13 protein-coding genes are annotated in these 14,449 nt (G+C 50.0%); 4 read left to right on the top strand and 9 right to left on the bottom strand.

Features of this window, described 5'->3' with window-relative positions:
* Positions 1 to 209 precede the first annotated feature (209 nt).
* From DFP94_RS24845 to DFP94_RS24830, 4 genes are all read left to right on the top strand, one after another.
* The gene (locus DFP94_RS24845) at positions 210 to 911 is read left to right on the top strand and encodes an aspartate/glutamate racemase family protein (protein WP_114499163.1); all 702 of its coding nucleotides are present in this window, start codon (positions 210 to 212) and stop codon (positions 909 to 911) included.
* Positions 912 to 972: 61 nt separating this feature from the next.
* Positions 973 to 1,665: a response regulator transcription factor gene (locus DFP94_RS24840; protein WP_114499159.1), complete on the top strand. Its 693-nt coding sequence runs from the start codon at positions 973 to 975 to the stop codon at positions 1,663 to 1,665.
* A 23-nt stretch (positions 1,666 to 1,688) separates the two neighbouring features.
* Complete coding sequence (locus DFP94_RS24835) at positions 1,689 to 3,068, top strand: sensor histidine kinase (protein ID WP_245955092.1); 1,380 nt, start codon at positions 1,689 to 1,691, stop codon at positions 3,066 to 3,068.
* 100 nt (positions 3,069 to 3,168) lie between these two features.
* The gene (locus tag DFP94_RS24830) at positions 3,169 to 3,870 is read left to right on the top strand and encodes a hypothetical protein (protein ID WP_114499158.1); all 702 of its coding nucleotides are present in this window, start codon (positions 3,169 to 3,171) and stop codon (positions 3,868 to 3,870) included.
* Positions 3,871 to 4,000: 130 nt separating this feature from the next.
* On the opposite strand, the gene gtfA is transcribed toward DFP94_RS24830, so the two are convergent.
* From gtfA to dapA, 9 genes are all read right to left on the bottom strand, one after another.
* Positions 4,001 to 5,470, bottom strand: coding sequence for a sucrose phosphorylase (gtfA, locus tag DFP94_RS24825; RefSeq protein WP_114499157.1), 1,470 nt, complete (start codon positions 5,468 to 5,470; stop codon positions 4,001 to 4,003).
* A 13-nt stretch (positions 5,471 to 5,483) separates the two neighbouring features.
* The gene (locus DFP94_RS24820) at positions 5,484 to 6,440 is read right to left on the bottom strand and encodes a carbohydrate kinase family protein (protein WP_114499156.1); all 957 of its coding nucleotides are present in this window, start codon (positions 6,438 to 6,440) and stop codon (positions 5,484 to 5,486) included.
* A gap of 139 nt (positions 6,441 to 6,579) precedes the next feature.
* Entirely contained in the window at positions 6,580 to 7,557 is a 978-nt protein-coding gene (locus tag DFP94_RS24815; protein WP_114499155.1) for a LacI family DNA-binding transcriptional regulator, read from the bottom strand.
* Positions 7,558 to 7,665: 108 nt separating this feature from the next.
* Positions 7,666 to 8,514 carry an AraC family transcriptional regulator gene (locus DFP94_RS24810; protein WP_114499154.1) on the bottom strand — a complete coding sequence of 283 codons (849 nt, stop codon included), beginning with the start codon at positions 8,512 to 8,514 and terminating at the stop codon, positions 7,666 to 7,668.
* A 122-nt stretch (positions 8,515 to 8,636) separates the two neighbouring features.
* A complete protein-coding gene (locus DFP94_RS24805) occupies positions 8,637 to 9,764 on the bottom strand; it encodes a sialidase family protein (protein ID WP_220270938.1) in 1,128 nt (375 codons plus the stop codon).
* 52 nt (positions 9,765 to 9,816) lie between these two features.
* Positions 9,817 to 10,692, bottom strand: a complete 876-nt coding sequence (locus DFP94_RS24800; protein WP_114499153.1) for a carbohydrate ABC transporter permease — start codon at positions 10,690 to 10,692, stop codon at positions 9,817 to 9,819.
* 12 nt (positions 10,693 to 10,704) lie between these two features.
* Positions 10,705 to 11,619, bottom strand: a complete 915-nt coding sequence (locus DFP94_RS24795) for an ABC transporter permease (RefSeq protein ID WP_220270937.1) — start codon at positions 11,617 to 11,619, stop codon at positions 10,705 to 10,707.
* Between the two features lie 134 nt (positions 11,620 to 11,753).
* On the bottom strand, positions 11,754 to 13,325 hold the full coding sequence (locus tag DFP94_RS24790; protein ID WP_114499152.1) for an extracellular solute-binding protein: 1,572 nt from the start codon (positions 13,323 to 13,325) through the stop codon (positions 11,754 to 11,756).
* A 185-nt stretch (positions 13,326 to 13,510) separates the two neighbouring features.
* Complete coding sequence (dapA, locus tag DFP94_RS24785; protein ID WP_114499151.1) at positions 13,511 to 14,401, bottom strand: 4-hydroxy-tetrahydrodipicolinate synthase; 891 nt, start codon at positions 14,399 to 14,401, stop codon at positions 13,511 to 13,513.
* Between the last annotated feature and the right edge of the window lie 48 nt (positions 14,402 to 14,449).

Genomic DNA, 14,449 nt, shown 5'->3' with positions numbered 1-14,449 from the left:
ACGGGGGTAACCTCTCGTTCCCCCCTTTTCACCCATTCCATAACCTAAAGAGAAACCCATGGTCTAAGTTTGACCATGGGTTTCTCGACAATCTGAGAAAACACCAAAGGGGTGTTTTCTTTTTTTATTTTCTAGATGAGGAGAAATGGCTTGAAGTCGAGCCGCATTTAAAGGAAAATATAGTGAAAATCCCCTTGGAGGGTGTGTTCATGAAAACAATAGGCCTAATCGGCGGGATGAGTTGGGAGTCATCCTTGTTGTATTACCAAATCATTAACCAACGGGTAAATAAGAAGCTTGGAGGACATCATTCCGCAAAAAGTCTCATGTATTCGGTAGATTTTGACGAGATCAAAAACCTTCAATATCAGGGGAAGTGGAGTGAAGCCACAAAAATAATGACGGATTCTGCACATAAATTGGAATCCGGCGGGGCCGATTTCATCGTTATCTGTACCAATACGATGCACAAGATGGCAAAGGAAGTGGAAGAATCGGTCACGATTCCGCTACTTCATATCGCAGATTCGACAGCAAAAGAAATTGTTAAGGACGGAATTAAGAAAGTCGCTCTATTGGGTACAGCTTTTACCATGGAACAAGATTTCTACAAAGGCAGGCTTATTGATAAGTTCGGGCTCGATGTTATAGTCCCGGACGAAGCGGATCGAATGATCATTCATAACATCATATACCAAGAATTGTGCCTTGGAATCATTAATGATGAATCCAGGCAATCCTATCTAAGGATCATCAATAAGCTTAGTCAGCAGGGAGCGGAGGCAATTATTCTGGGGTGCACCGAAATAACCTTGCTCGTTTCGCAAGAGAACTGCGGAGTCCCTCTATACGATACAACAAGACTTCATGCGGAGTCTGCCGTTGACTTCGCTTTGGGTGAGGACGGTTAATAATACTTGCCGTTACAGACAGCGGGGAGAACCTTGCAAACCTTGCAGGAGGAGGGGTTAAGTGAAAAAAATTCTCGTGATTGATGATGAAGCGGCTCTCCGGGACTTGATCGAGCTGGTGCTCAGGAGAGAAAACTTTCGGGTGCGAACCGCGGAGAACGGCAGCACGGGACTTAAGGAGCTGGATTCCTTTCAACCGGACCTGGTGTTATTGGATTTGATGCTGCCGGACTACTCCGGCTATGACCTGTGCAAGGAAATTACTAAGAAACAGGCGATTCCCGTTATTATGCTATCGGCGAAGAGTGAAATTGTAGATAAGGTATTAGGACTCGAGCTTGGGGCAGAGGATTACATGACCAAGCCTTTCGATAACCGTGAACTCATTGCCCGAATTAAGGTTGTGCTTAGAAGATACGAGAATAAGGATCCGAAAAATAATGGCGAAGAAAATCGGATGGTCTTTGGCGAACTCGTGTTTGATCTGGATACAAAAGTGGTGCTGAAAAACGGAATCCCGATTTCGCTGACCGCAAAGGAATTTAAAATTCTCGAAACGCTGCTGAAAAGGCCCGGGAAAATATTTACGAGGGATGAGCTGCTGGAAATCGCGTGGGGATATGACTTTTTGGGGGACAGCCGCAGCGTAGATATGACGATCATGCGGTTAAGAAAGAAGCTGGAAGAGGATGCCGAGAATCCAAAGTACGTCAAGACCGTTTACGGATTTGGCTATCAGCTTGGAGGTGACTAGCTCTGAAGTATGCAACCCGGCTGTTGTTGAATTATTTGTTTTTCTCGGTGCTTTCCTTTGCGGTCATTATTTTTTCGGTGGATAAAGCGATTGATTACTTCAGTTTTGCGACTATAGAGAAGAAAATGATGGAAAAAGCGGATCTTTGCGAGTTGTCCTTCAGGGAGGTGCTCGCAAGGCATGACAAAGCCATTGCCGAGGGGCAAGACTCGAATGTGCCGAGAAGCGCTCTGGAAACGTTGAAAGCTTCCGGGAAGGAAGTACGGATCTACGATAGCAATCGGCAGCTGCTGGGCTTGGCGGTGGACGGAATCATCATTGCTGACGGGAGCCCCTTGATTCTTAAGGGGAATATTGATAGGGCCCTCCAGGGGAATTACGCTTACACCGTCACTGACGATAAGCTGCTGTATTTCGCCATACCTATTCAAGATAAGTATTATCAAAATATTTATGTGTTCGAATTTGTGGAGGACATTTCCTACTTTTACGATATCATGGATCAAATCCGCAATATTCTGCTTGTCGGCGCGGCAGGATTCCTGGTTCTGATCACGATTTCCAGTTTGTTTATTGCCCGTACTACGACAAAACCGATCAAATATTTGCTTGCGGCCACAGAGAATTTCTCCAAGCAGCAGTTCCAACAGGTTCATTTGAACCGGAAAGATGAGCTCGGGATGCTTGCGGCAGGTTTAAACCGGATGGGTATCCAAATCAACGATTATATCCAATATCAGAAGCAGTTTGTCTCCAACGTATCTCATGAGCTGAAAACCCCGCTCGCCGCCATCCGCGGATTTTCCCAATATTTATATGAGGGAGAAAAAGAGGATAAGGAGCTGCAAAAGATCTATTTTCATCTTGTACATGAATCGGAACGGCTCACCCTGCTCATCAACGAGTTATTGCTGTTATCCCGGTTCGACAAGGCCGGCCCGGAAGAGATCGGTACGGAAAAGACGAATTTATCGGAGTTAACCGGGCAGGTGGCTGCGGATCTGAGAGCAAAAGCGGAGAGTAAAGGCATTACGCTGGAAATTAAGCTGGAAAAAGCGGTTTGGGTATATGTGAACAAAATCTTGATGTCGCACGCGATTGCGAATATTTTGGATAACGCCATAAAGTATTCCCATGCCGAGACTTCCATAAAAATTGAAACGTTTATCAGGCAGAAGGAAGCGGTAATCCAAATTAGGGATCAAGGCATTGGGATCGACGAGGACGATATTGCACGGGTTCAGGAAAGGTTTTATAGAGCAAAGAATTCAAATGCCGCCAAGGGATCGGGACTGGGACTGTCCATTTGCAAAGAAATAGCCGAGAAATTCAACGGGCGTTTGGAATTGGAGAGCAAAATGGATGTAGGAACCACCGTTTCCATCGTTCTTCCGCTGGTGTAGAAGTGACGTTACAAGAATGATACAAGTCTGTTATTACACTAATAAATTGTTTTCCTATACTAACCTCAGAAGATAAATCATTCATTTTGGAGGGGTAAGGATGAAAATAGGGAGAAAATCAGCAACCTTGTTGTTGCTTGCAGCATTTCTTAGCACACTTTTGGCGGGATGCCAGGAAAACCGGGCGGATACGCCGCCGGCACCATCCACGGCCAATGAATCGGCGGAGGCTCCGACCGAAGCTCCAACCGGCCCGCCTGCAGGCAATTCAGCAGGCAATAACCCGGATTCCCAAGTCATTAAGGAAGGTACGATTCAAAAGGACGGGAACGTGATCCTGAAAGAACTGGCCTTTGTCTATAATGAGCATACCATTGCTGTTTCCGACATTGCCGACGACGAAAAGCTGGAAAGCATGCTGGGAGAAGCGGAGGAGATAAAATCCCATACCTACTCCGAGGATGACGGATTGAATATGGATATGCTGATCGGCTTCACGGAGAAGCAATACAAATTTCCGGGGGTTGAAATTAAAACCATCGATGCGGCCGAAGGGAAGAAGTTCTACATTTTCAATATCAATATTACCGATTCCAAGTATGCCACGGTCCGAAATATCAAGGTCGGGGACAGTGTCGAACAGCTGAAAGAAGCTTATCCCGAAGGAAAACTGCTCGGCAATGGAGCACCTGACGAAGAGGACGATTTCCGGTATGAACCGGCAAATTACGTGGATGTCATGACCTTCCACATCAAAGACGCCAAGGTTGAAAGCATTCAAATGTACACGCTTCTGGATTGAGTTTTACGCACATCGCTTATAACTCGTTGAAAAAATGAGGCCCAGGGATTCATTGTTCAAATAGAATCCGCGGGCCTCTTTCTTTGATCGTTACTTACATGGAGAGTTTGGATACGACAGGCAACTCTTACTATACCTCGAACCGAACACTCGTCCCTTCAGCATCTACATAATCAATGACCGTCCGGTTTGTGCTCAGATCAATATGCAGCGTGCAGCGCAGGTCACCCTTGGTCCACTCCAGCCGGACCTCATTGCTTGCCGATTCCAGTACGCGGAAGTCGCCGTTAAAGGCACCGTATTCGTTGCGGAACCGGATCAGAGCAAGAAGACGCCGGACTACACTTTTGCCAAGTGCCTGCTCAATCTCGTCTATACTGAAGTTATGACGGTTGATCTCCCGTCCTTCTCCTGTGCGGCGAACCTCTTCTTCATCGTTCTCTCCGGCCAAAAGTCCGACGTAATACACCTGCGGGATGCCCGGAGCGAAGAACTGGATGGCACGGGCCGCCAGATAAGCGTCATCATCGCTGTTCAGCACCGAATAGTAGGAGCAGCGGATCTGGTGCACATCGAACCCGTCCTCGGCCTTATGCTCGTCGGAGACGATCAGGCTCAGATTGGAGCCGCGTTCAAGGCAAGTATCGACCAGCTTGCGCGCTTCTTTCGTGTCGATCAGTCCGTCGAGATCGGGCTTGACGGGGATGCCGTCATGACAGTCCAGCATCGTGAACTGCTTCGCGGGGCGTTTGGTCAGGTATTCCTTCAGCGCCTCCGCATTTTTATTGACGAGCGTATCGAGGATGCGATAAGGCAGAATGAAATCATAAATCCAGAAACCGTGCTCCGCCAGTTTATATTGAATGCTGTAGTGGGAATGAACCTCCGGCAGCAACTCGATATCCAGCGAATCGGCCAGCTCCTTGATCCAGTCCAGAAAGCCGTAAATCTCAGGCTCCACGAAGAAGCAACTCGTGCCCAGCTTCTTGATGATATAGCCCACGGCATCCAGCCGCACAATCTTGACGTTGTTATTACGGAAGTTCTCAAAGATATCGGTCAGCAGACGTTTTACCTTATCCGAATGAATGTCGAGGTCAATCTGCTCCGAAGGATCGGTTTTGCCGAACGTCGTCCAGACCTTCTCCTCTTCTCCCGTCTCTTCAATCGTGAACGTGGAATAGGGCAGGGGACGGCGGAGGAACATCTTGTCGATATCGGCTTGAACGGGCTGACCGTCCGCCCAAATTTTATCGAGTGTCAGGAACAAATCGGCATAGGGCGAGACTCTTCCTTGCCTCAAGAAATCCTGAAAATACGCCGACTGCCGGGAAATATGATTGACCATCACATCCAGCAGCACATCATGTTTCTCCCCGATCGCCCTAATGTCTTCCCAAGAGCCGAATGCAGGCTCAATCTCAAAATAAGTAAGCGGAGCGAATCCCCGGTCTCCCGAGGAGGGGAATGGAGGGAGGATATGAATGCCGCCCTTGAAAATATCACAAAAATACTCATCCAGCACACGGTTTAAGGTTTGCAGGCTCCCGCCCAGCGAGTCGGGATACGTAATCAGTTGTACTTGATTGTGAATGGCCATTACTCTCGCCCTCCTAGATTTGGTACTTTGTTTTGAATGTCTCAAGTGCCGGCAGCTCTACGACTGCCCCCGTATATTGTAACTTGTACGCGCTGACCGCCAGCCCGAATTCCAGCGCTTTGCGAACCGGATAGCCCTTAACGAGTGCCGCATAAAAGCCGGACCAGAAGGCATCCCCTGCCCCCGTTGTATCTGTCACCTGCGTAGCCAGCGTATCGAACTTCACGGTTTCCTGCCCGTTTGAGACGAGCGCACCGTCCTTGCCCAATGTCATAATGACGAGTTTCACGCCCAGGTCCAGAAACTTCTGAATCTGATTCTCCGGGATGTCTTTCCCGAACAGCCGCTCGGCATCGTCTTCCGACGGCTTGGCGATATCGACAAGGGGAAGGATAGATTTTATATACTTAACTCCGTCTTCCTCTTTCTCCCATAGCGCCGGATGGTAATTGGGATCAAAGCAGACGAGAATCCCGTTCTGGCGGGCATCCCGGATCACTTGCTCTACCGCTGATCTTACCGGCTGCCTGGACAAAGGCCAGCAGGAGAAATGGACGATCTTCGTCCGGAGCAGGGCTGTGCGCAATTCCTCCGTGTAGGCCAACTGGTAATCGGCTCCCCGGTAGAAGATCGGGACCGGCGTGGACCTGCTCTTGGTCACGACCACCAGGCTGGTTGCTTCGTCCACACGCTGTACGCAGCTTGTATCCATCTCAGATCTTCTCAAATGCTCCACCAGAAATTGTCCAAGCCCATCCGTCCCCACCGCAGATGCCACTAGCGGGCGGATGCCCAGCCGCTTTGTATTCATGGCGATATTGGCCGGCGAGCCTCCGAAATATCGGTGGTACGTGCCGTTCTCAAAGGAATCGCCATAATCCCCCGATATCATGTCCACCAGCAGTTCCCCGACAGTTAAAAGATCCAGGTCTTTCTCTTCAAATTTCACGCTATTCTTAAAATCAAACATGGGGTATTCCTCCCATTCATCTGCGATCTTCCGGTACTACTATGACTATATGTTAATCCTTTGACATATGTCAATCGTTTGACATAAATGATGAAACAATATGACCCAAGAACATATTTCCATATAAAGCTTTCTGCGCTCAGGTGGTTCCGCGCTCTACCAGTTCCACGGAAAGCTCATTTTGGTTACTTACAGGCTGACCTTCGATCTGCATTTGCAGCAGCCTGACCGCCTCGCGCCCGAACCCGTCCATCGGCTGGCGGATGGTTGTCAGTTCCGGTGTAACCCACCGGGCCGCACTTACATCATCGTAGCCCACAATCCGCACATCCGCTGGCACGCCTCTTCCCGTCCGGATGCATTCCTTCAGGGCATAAGCCGCGATAACATCGCTTGTGGCGAATATCCCGTCAATATCGGGATGAGCTTCCAGCACGGATTGCAGAAGCCCGCGGTACCGCTCCTCGTCAAACACATTCATCTCCGTCTGAACGATGAGATATTCCACTCCCGCTTTCCGGACAGCGTCGAGGAAGGCGTCCGTTCTTCGCTGGGAGAGCATATCCAGCTCCAGACTACCGCAGATATGCGCGATTTTGCGGCATCCCTTGGATATAAGCAGTTCCGTTGCCAATTTACCGCCCCGGTAATTATCCGAGCTGAGATAAGGGATATCCTCACTGATTTTACGGTCAAACGTTACAAGCCTGGAATGCAGATTCCGGTACTCCCCGATATCCAGCGTATGGCTGCCCATCATGATTCCGTCTACCCGGCTGCGCTTGAGCATATCGATGTAATCCCGCTCTTTGGCAGGATTCATCTGCGAATTGCAGAGCAGAATTTTGTATCCTTTCTGGTCCGCATAATATTCAATCCGTTCGGCAAGCTTGGCGAAGAACGGATGCGAAACGTCTGGTATAATCAGGCCAAGCAGGTTGGACTGCTTGCGCAGCAACGAACGGGCGAGCTCATTGGGCTGGTAGTTCAGCTCGCTCATGGCGTCGTACACCTTGCTGCGCGTCGTTTCGCTGATATATCCCCTGTTGTTCAGCACCCGGGAGACGGTTGTGACGGAGACGCCGGCCATCAGCGCCACATCATGAATAGTAGCCATCGTTCACACTCGTTTCACTAGCAGATTGTTTTAGAGGTTGTTCAAAAAGCCGTCTTTTTGAACATACATTTATATGTTCTTACAGGTACATATGGATACGGCTTTGGCTCAGCGCCCCTGGTTGTGTTTCTTGTAGGACATGGGAGAGGTTCCCGTTACATTTTTAAACAGCTTGGAGAAGTAGAGGGAATCCGTTATGCCGACGGAAGCCGAAATTTCCTGAATGTTGAGGTCCGTCTCCTGCAGCAGTACTTTGGCGTTCTGGATGCGAATTTTGCTGATATACTCCGGGATGGACATCCCGGTGATCCGCTTGAAGTAACGGGAAAGGTAGGAACGGCTGTAGTTGACGTGCTTGCACAGCAGATCAACATCAATATGCATGTAATAATTTTGTTCGATAAAAAGAACGGCCTGCTGCACTACGCTTTCGGAGCCTGTTCGCATGCCGGCCTCGCCGTAATGTTTAGCTCCATGCTCAACCAGGTGAAAAATATGCAGCAGATAGCTGATGCACAGCAGTTGCCCGTCTCTCGCTTCCGGGAGCTCCTGGATCAGCAGCAGCATTTTATTAATAATGGTATGCGTCGTGATTCCCGCCAAACAGCAATGATTAATATCCAGCCCCATCAGGCTCAAATAGTAGGGAACATGCTTGCCGTTGAAGGAGACCCACATGATTTCCCATGGATCCTCGGGGTCGGCATAGTAAAAATGCTTCTCCCTGGGAATCAGGATAAACATATCCCCCTGGTTCAGCATTTTGTTGACATGATCGCCCTGGGTTAAATAACCTTTGCCGCTGAGGACAAACACCATTTTATAGTTCTCAAGGACGCGCGGGCCTACGACATGGTCTTTGCCGCACTTCCGGTGACCAGCCCAGGTAATGAAAGGGGACTGATCCATTTGTGTTTTTGTCGGTGAGTGAAAGTGCTGTACGATATGATCTTCCATTTCTGCTTCACCCCAAAAAAGTTGCCGTAAATTAGATTCTCTCACTGTACCTCACCGCTTTTTCTTTGTCAATTTGATAAGAAAAAGCCCCAAGAAAGGGGCTGATCCGGGCAGAGGCCCGGTTATTCGGCGCCGGTCACCCACTGCTCCGTGAAGGAGAGAAACTTCATCGTGCGGCGGTTGCCAAAGGAATAGGCCGCATGCAGACTTCCGTCCGCAGCCTCCATAATGCATGGATACTCGTAGCGGCGGTTACGGATTAAGTTTTTGTGGCCGCTGAAGCCTTCGCCAGTCTCCACATGGCGGCGGTACGGCCACGTTCTGCCCTCGTCCTCTGAAATGGCTACAGTAACCGGGCAGCGTTCAAACGGCCAGACGGTAATATCCGGCTTGTCGTTGAAGCGCAAATCATTGTAGATGATGGCGAGCTTGCCGCTCGCAAGCTTGATGGCGGAAATGCTGGAGTTGTTGTTCGGCAGTTCGGTGCGCACCGGTTCCGTCCAGGTCTCTCCGTTGTCGTCCGATTTCGCAAAATAAATATTGTCCGCTGCGCGGCTGCGGAAGAGCCCGATGAGCTTCCCGGGCGCCATCTCGATCACGTTACAGTGCACACGGCCGCGGCTGCCGGGAACCTCGACGCTGCGCCACGTGGCGCCTTCATCGTCTGAGATATTCATGACCGTAATATCGCTGCCGTTGCGGGTGTCGTCATTGAAGCAGATCCAGTTCTCGAAGATCCATCTTCCGCTGGAGAGAATCTGAATTTTCTGGCGGCAGAACGAGCCTTCCCGCGAAAACATCACCTCCGCCTCCCCCCAGGTATGCCCGTTATCCCTGGAAACTTTGCGGTAAATCTTGGAGGTGTACTGCAGGTTGAACTCCGGCGGCTCGGTGGCCGTACGGGCTCGCTGGGCCGTGTACATTACCCACAGCTCGCCGCTTGGGTGAAGAAACAGGGACGGGTTTTGCTCACTGAAGCCGTTATCGTCGGAAATTCTCACAGCGGGCGTCCAGGCGTCCGAACCGGCGTTCAGACGGGACATCACGATGCTGACATCCGAGTTGCCTTCATCCGAGCCAGCAAACCAGACGCAGATCAAATCCCCATTAGGTAGCTCCTGCAGGTCGCAGGCATGGCTTGTTTCAAAATCGCAGGGCAAAAGGGATTCCACCAGTCCGAGGCGGCGGTTGAAATACAGCTTTCCGTCTTCCGTAAGGTCGTTCAATTCGATCATCGGATTGTTTAACATAATGCGCTCCTTCATTTGGGAAATTGTGGGATTGCTGATGGGCAAGGCGAGCTTACTTCACGGAACCGATCAGAATCCCCTTCTTAAAGTACTTCTGTACAAACGGATAGATCAGCACGATCGGCATCATCGCTACGAAGATCGCAGCAGCCTTCAGGTTGCCGGGATTCAGCATAATGCCGTTCTGGATAATCGTGCGGAAAGCCGTATTGGAATCGCCCGAACTGATGACAAGCCTTTTCAGCATAACCTGAATCGTCTGCAAGTCGGGAGTTTGCAAATAAATGAGCGGCATCAAGTACTGGTTCCAGATGAACACGGCGTAGAAGACGCCGATGGTGGCCAGAATCGGTTTGGAAATGGCGAGAAAGACGCGGCTCATAATCTGGAAATCGTTGGCGCCGTCGATTTTGGCTGCTTCTTCAAGCTCAGGCGGCAGGCCGTCCAAGAATGTTTTTGTAATAATTAGAAACTGAACATTGATCGCATTGGGAATGATCATCACCAGCCAGTTGTCAACAAAGCCAAGCTTGTTCAGGACAATATAGGCCGGAATAATTCCCGCTTCAAATACCCAGGTGAACACGAACAGGCTCATGATTAAAAAGCGGCCTTTAATCTGTTTGCGGGACAACACATAAGCCGTCATATACGTCAGCAGCAGGGCGACGATCGTGCCGACTGCCGTATAGATGCCCGAATTCAGCAGCCCCCGGAAAATGCCGAGGCTCGGATTCGTCAAAATATATTGATAGGCTTCAAAGTTGGGGTTCTTCGGAAAGAACACGACGTCCCCCGAGGCGATGCTTCTTCCGTCGCTGATGGAAAGAAAGAATATATACAGGAAAGGATACGTACAGACAAGAGCAATCAATAGCAGAAAAATATTGTTGCAGATGTCGAACAGACTGATCTTTGATCTCATCATCCTTCTCCTTTCTCAGAATAGTCGCGTATCGGAATATTTAGTGGACAGCTTGTTGGTGCCGACAACCAGGACATAGGCGACAACGGATTTCAGCAGGTTGACTGCCGTACCGTAGCTGTATTCCGGGAATCCCGTGCTGGCGAAAGCCAGGCGGTATACATAAGTCTGAATGACGTCGGCCGTCTCATAGACGCTTTGATTGTACATGAGCAAAATTCGGTCCAGATCGACCGTAAAAATGTTGCCAACGCTGATAATCAGCATGATGGCAATCGTCGGCTTAAGGGAAGGCAGCGTGATGTGAAGCATTTGCTGAAAGCGGCTGGCGCCGTCCAGCGAAGCCGATTCATAGACGGATGGATCAATAGCAGCCATTGCAGCAATATACACGATTGCCGAATAGCCGAAGGTCTGCCATACCTGAAGCAGCACATAGTTGCTGCGGAACCATCCCGATTCAGCCATGAAATAGATCTTGTCCAGACCAAAGCTGGCCAGAATATCGTTAACAAGGCCGGTCGAAGGCGAGAGCAGCGTGTACAGAATGCTGACCATAACGGCCGAAGAAATGAAGTAAGGCAAAAAACTTAGCGATTGCACGCTTCCTTTGATCCAACGGATCCGCACCTCGTTCAGCAGCAAGGCGAACAGAATCGGAATGGGAAACGTGAATACAAGAGAATAGAAGGCGAGAATGACCGTGTTTTTGACAAGGGTCCAAATATAAGGATCCTCAAAGACACGCTGAAAATGTTCCAGACCGACAAAGGGGCTGCCCAGCACCCCGCGGAAGGCGCTGAAATCTTGAAAAGCGATAATCATGCCGCCCAGCGGAGCCAGTTTGAACAATACCAGGCTGATCAAACCGGGCAACAGCATGAGCAGCAGCAGCTTGTTCGTATTCATATAGGCGAGAAAACGGCGCATCCTTGTTTTCCTGGGAAGAGTCGTCATTCTTTCGCTTGTTATCACTTTCTCCACCACCAATTTTATCTATATTTGTACCCTGTATTTAGGAGCCGCGCCGTCCCTTGGGAGGATGGCGCGGCCGTTACTGCTGCTTATTTATACATTGCGTCGTAAGCTTCTTGCTGGAGGGCTACGATATTCTTGTACCCTGCCGCTTCCATTTCGCCGAGGAAGGCGTCCCATTCGCTCATGGAGCGTTTGCCGGTAACGAATTGCGTCACGCCTGCGGTAACAGCCTCATTGACCTTGGCTGAAAGGTCAGCCAATTGTTTTGACTGATCGGCCGTGTACGTTACCTGTACGCCGGTTTTCAAACTTTGGTCCGTGAACAGTTCATGTGCGGCTTTACGTACAAGATCGGTATTCCAAGAGTAGAATGCATCGTTATCAATCGGCTTGACGAAGGTGAGACGGTCGTTGAGGAAAGACCAACGCGGTTCGCCGGCAGGCGTTGCTTCCTGCTCCGAGAAATTCACGATGTACTTCTTCTCGCCACCCGATTCTTCATAGCTTTCACCCTTAACGCCCCACGATACAAGCGTTTGGCCTTCGTCGGAATAGAGGTAATCCAGGAATTTGATAATTGTTTCTGCTTTGTCTTCACTGTCTTTGTTAACAACCATCGCTCTCAAAGTGTTGTACTGGGTTTCTGTCGTCTGCACGGAAGGATTGCCGTTCAGGTCTTTCAGATAAGGCAGGATGGCAATACTATAGTCCGGATCGTTCTCCGGTCCTCCGTTATCCAAGAACCATGATGGACGGGTCAGATAGTCATAGCTGATGGAGCCTTGTCCTGTCAGCATTTTCGATTCCCAGCTTTCCTCCGTGCCGGAGCCTGCTACCCATTCAGGATCGATCAAGCCTTCATCATAGAGGGTTTTGTACCATTCCACCATTTTCTTGTACCCTTCGGAGTACAGGTCGGTGCCTGTTTTGCCGTTGGCATACACACCTTTGGATACGCCGTCATCGTAGTTGGCGGCTGCATTGAACGCGCTCTGGAAGCGGATGTAGCCTTCGCGGCCGACCATCGGATAGTAGTTTTTATCATCCTTGCCGTAATACGCTTTCAATTGGCGCATCGCCTCGGTCAGCTCGTCAATCGTTTGCGGCACCTTGGTAATGCCGGCCTTATTAAAATGATCGGCGCGATAGAAGATGAAGTCAGCAAAACGCGGAGCCTCGGCAACCAGTCCGAAGATTTTTCCGTCTTCATTGGTAATCAGCGTTTTATAGGTTGGGTTCTTTTCAATATAACTCTTGATATTTGGTCCGAATTTATCGATGTAAGGAGCCAGATCGGCAAACGCACCTTGGGCGCCGTATACGGTAGCCTGCGAAACTGAAACGATGCCGGAATCAGGGAAGGTGCGGCTAATAATTTTCTGGTCGACGGAAGCGTAGTACTCATCGTCATTGGATCCTCCGGGAACAAATTCGACGGTCGTGCCAGTTGCCTCTTCCACGTGCGGATACCACTTGTCCTCATGGAGCCAGTTAATAAATTTATCATGCATCAAATAAGAAAAGCTGCTGGTTCCTTCCGCATTCCCGTTTCCGCTGTTAGTAGTGTTCTTGTTGGCATTTTGTGAGCAGCCGGCCAGCACGCTTCCTGCCGTAAGCAGGGCGGCGAAGACTAAGTAAAACGCTTTCTTTTTTCTCAAAATTTGTTCCCCCTCATAGTTTAATTTGAAATACTAGGAGTGTCTCTATGACTAGTATCTCACGACCGAAGCATAATATTAATGCAAAAATAGCTATAGCTCATGGAAAATTGCGCACAAAATCTTTTTTGTGCTACTCGTTTTAAAAATAAGTTGCAATTTGCAATAGGATAGGTAAAAAAATTTTACAATAAGCCTCTCTCTGCGTAACCGGCCACCATACGGCGCACTTCCTCCAGCGCCAGAGGTGTCAATGGAGCTACGGGCCGCCGGGCCGGACCTGCCGACAAACCGATCTCGTTCAGCACAGCTTTCAGCACGGAAGGCAGGGTGCCAAGCGCGAAGGCTGCCCGCAAATCACGGAGGACGCGCTGCGCCTGCTCTGCCTGCTCATATTCGCCGGAGCGCCAATGCTCATATATCGCCACCACCGCGGATGGAAAAACATTGGCCGTTGCTGCGATAGCCCCAGTGCCCCCCGCCATGAGCGTGGACAAGATGAGCGAATCCGTTCCGGCAAGCACGGAGAAGGATTCCGGTGTGCGGTCGATCAATTGCAAAATGTTATCAAAACTGCCGCTGCTGTCCTTGATGCCAACCACATTCGGCAATTCCGCCAGCTTGGCCACAGTTTGCACGCTGAGCGTGTTGCCTGTACGGGCCGGAATCGTGTACAGCACGATGGGCAGCGAAGTATCTCCCGCTACGGCTTCAAAATGGTATTGCAGCTCCGGCTGCGTGTAGGTCAGAAAATAAGGCGTAATCACGGAAAGTGCATCCGCTCCCGCCTGCTCCAGTCTTTCCGCAAGGCGGCGGGTTTCGCCCGTTCCGGCACAGCCTGCCCCGGCATACACGGGCACGCGGCCGCGCGTCTCATCGATGACGATTTGCGCTACCGCCAGCTTTTCTTCAAAAGAAAGATTAAAGAATTCGCCGTTGGTCCCCAGGCAAAAAAGTCCGTGTACTCCGGCGTCAATATAACGGTTCACCATCTCCCGCAGCGCCTTCTCGTCGATATCCTCCCGCTGATCCAGCGGAGTGACCATTGCAGGTATAATTCCCTTCACTTCCAGCATTGTCCTCAGCCCCTTCCTGTTATTTCATGTATCTTGAACTCCAAGACC

The sequence above is a fragment of the Fontibacillus phaseoli genome, from assembly GCF_003337355.1.
GTDB lineage: Bacteria > Bacillota > Bacilli > Paenibacillales > Paenibacillaceae > Fontibacillus > Fontibacillus phaseoli.
This window is presented reverse-complemented; position numbering and strand designations above follow the sequence as displayed.

Excerpts from the sequence above, each read along its gene's own strand:
- DFP94_RS24845 (WP_114499163.1), top strand. The coding sequence starts at position 210 with ATGAAAACAATAGGCCTAATCGGCGGGATGAGTTGGGAGTCATCCTTG.
- DFP94_RS24830 (WP_114499158.1), top strand. The coding sequence starts at position 3,169 with ATGAAAATAGGGAGAAAATCAGCAACCTTGTTGTTGCTTGCAGCATTT.
- gtfA (WP_114499157.1), bottom strand. The coding sequence starts at position 5,470 with ATGGCCATTCACAATCAAGTACAACTGATTACGTATCCCGACTCGCTG.
- DFP94_RS24820 (WP_114499156.1), bottom strand. The coding sequence starts at position 6,440 with ATGTTTGATTTTAAGAATAGCGTGAAATTTGAAGAGAAAGACCTGGAT.
- DFP94_RS24815 (WP_114499155.1), bottom strand. The coding sequence starts at position 7,557 with ATGGCTACTATTCATGATGTGGCGCTGATGGCCGGCGTCTCCGTCACA.
- DFP94_RS24810 (WP_114499154.1), bottom strand. The coding sequence starts at position 8,514 with ATGGAAGATCATATCGTACAGCACTTTCACTCACCGACAAAAACACAA.
- DFP94_RS24805 (WP_220270938.1), bottom strand. The coding sequence starts at position 9,764 with ATGTTAAACAATCCGATGATCGAATTGAACGACCTTACGGAAGACGGA.
- DFP94_RS24800 (WP_114499153.1), bottom strand. The coding sequence starts at position 10,692 with ATGATGAGATCAAAGATCAGTCTGTTCGACATCTGCAACAATATTTTT.
- DFP94_RS24795 (WP_220270937.1), bottom strand. The coding sequence starts at position 11,619 with ATGCGCCGTTTTCTCGCCTATATGAATACGAACAAGCTGCTGCTGCTC.
- dapA (WP_114499151.1), bottom strand. The coding sequence starts at position 14,401 with ATGCTGGAAGTGAAGGGAATTATACCTGCAATGGTCACTCCGCTGGAT.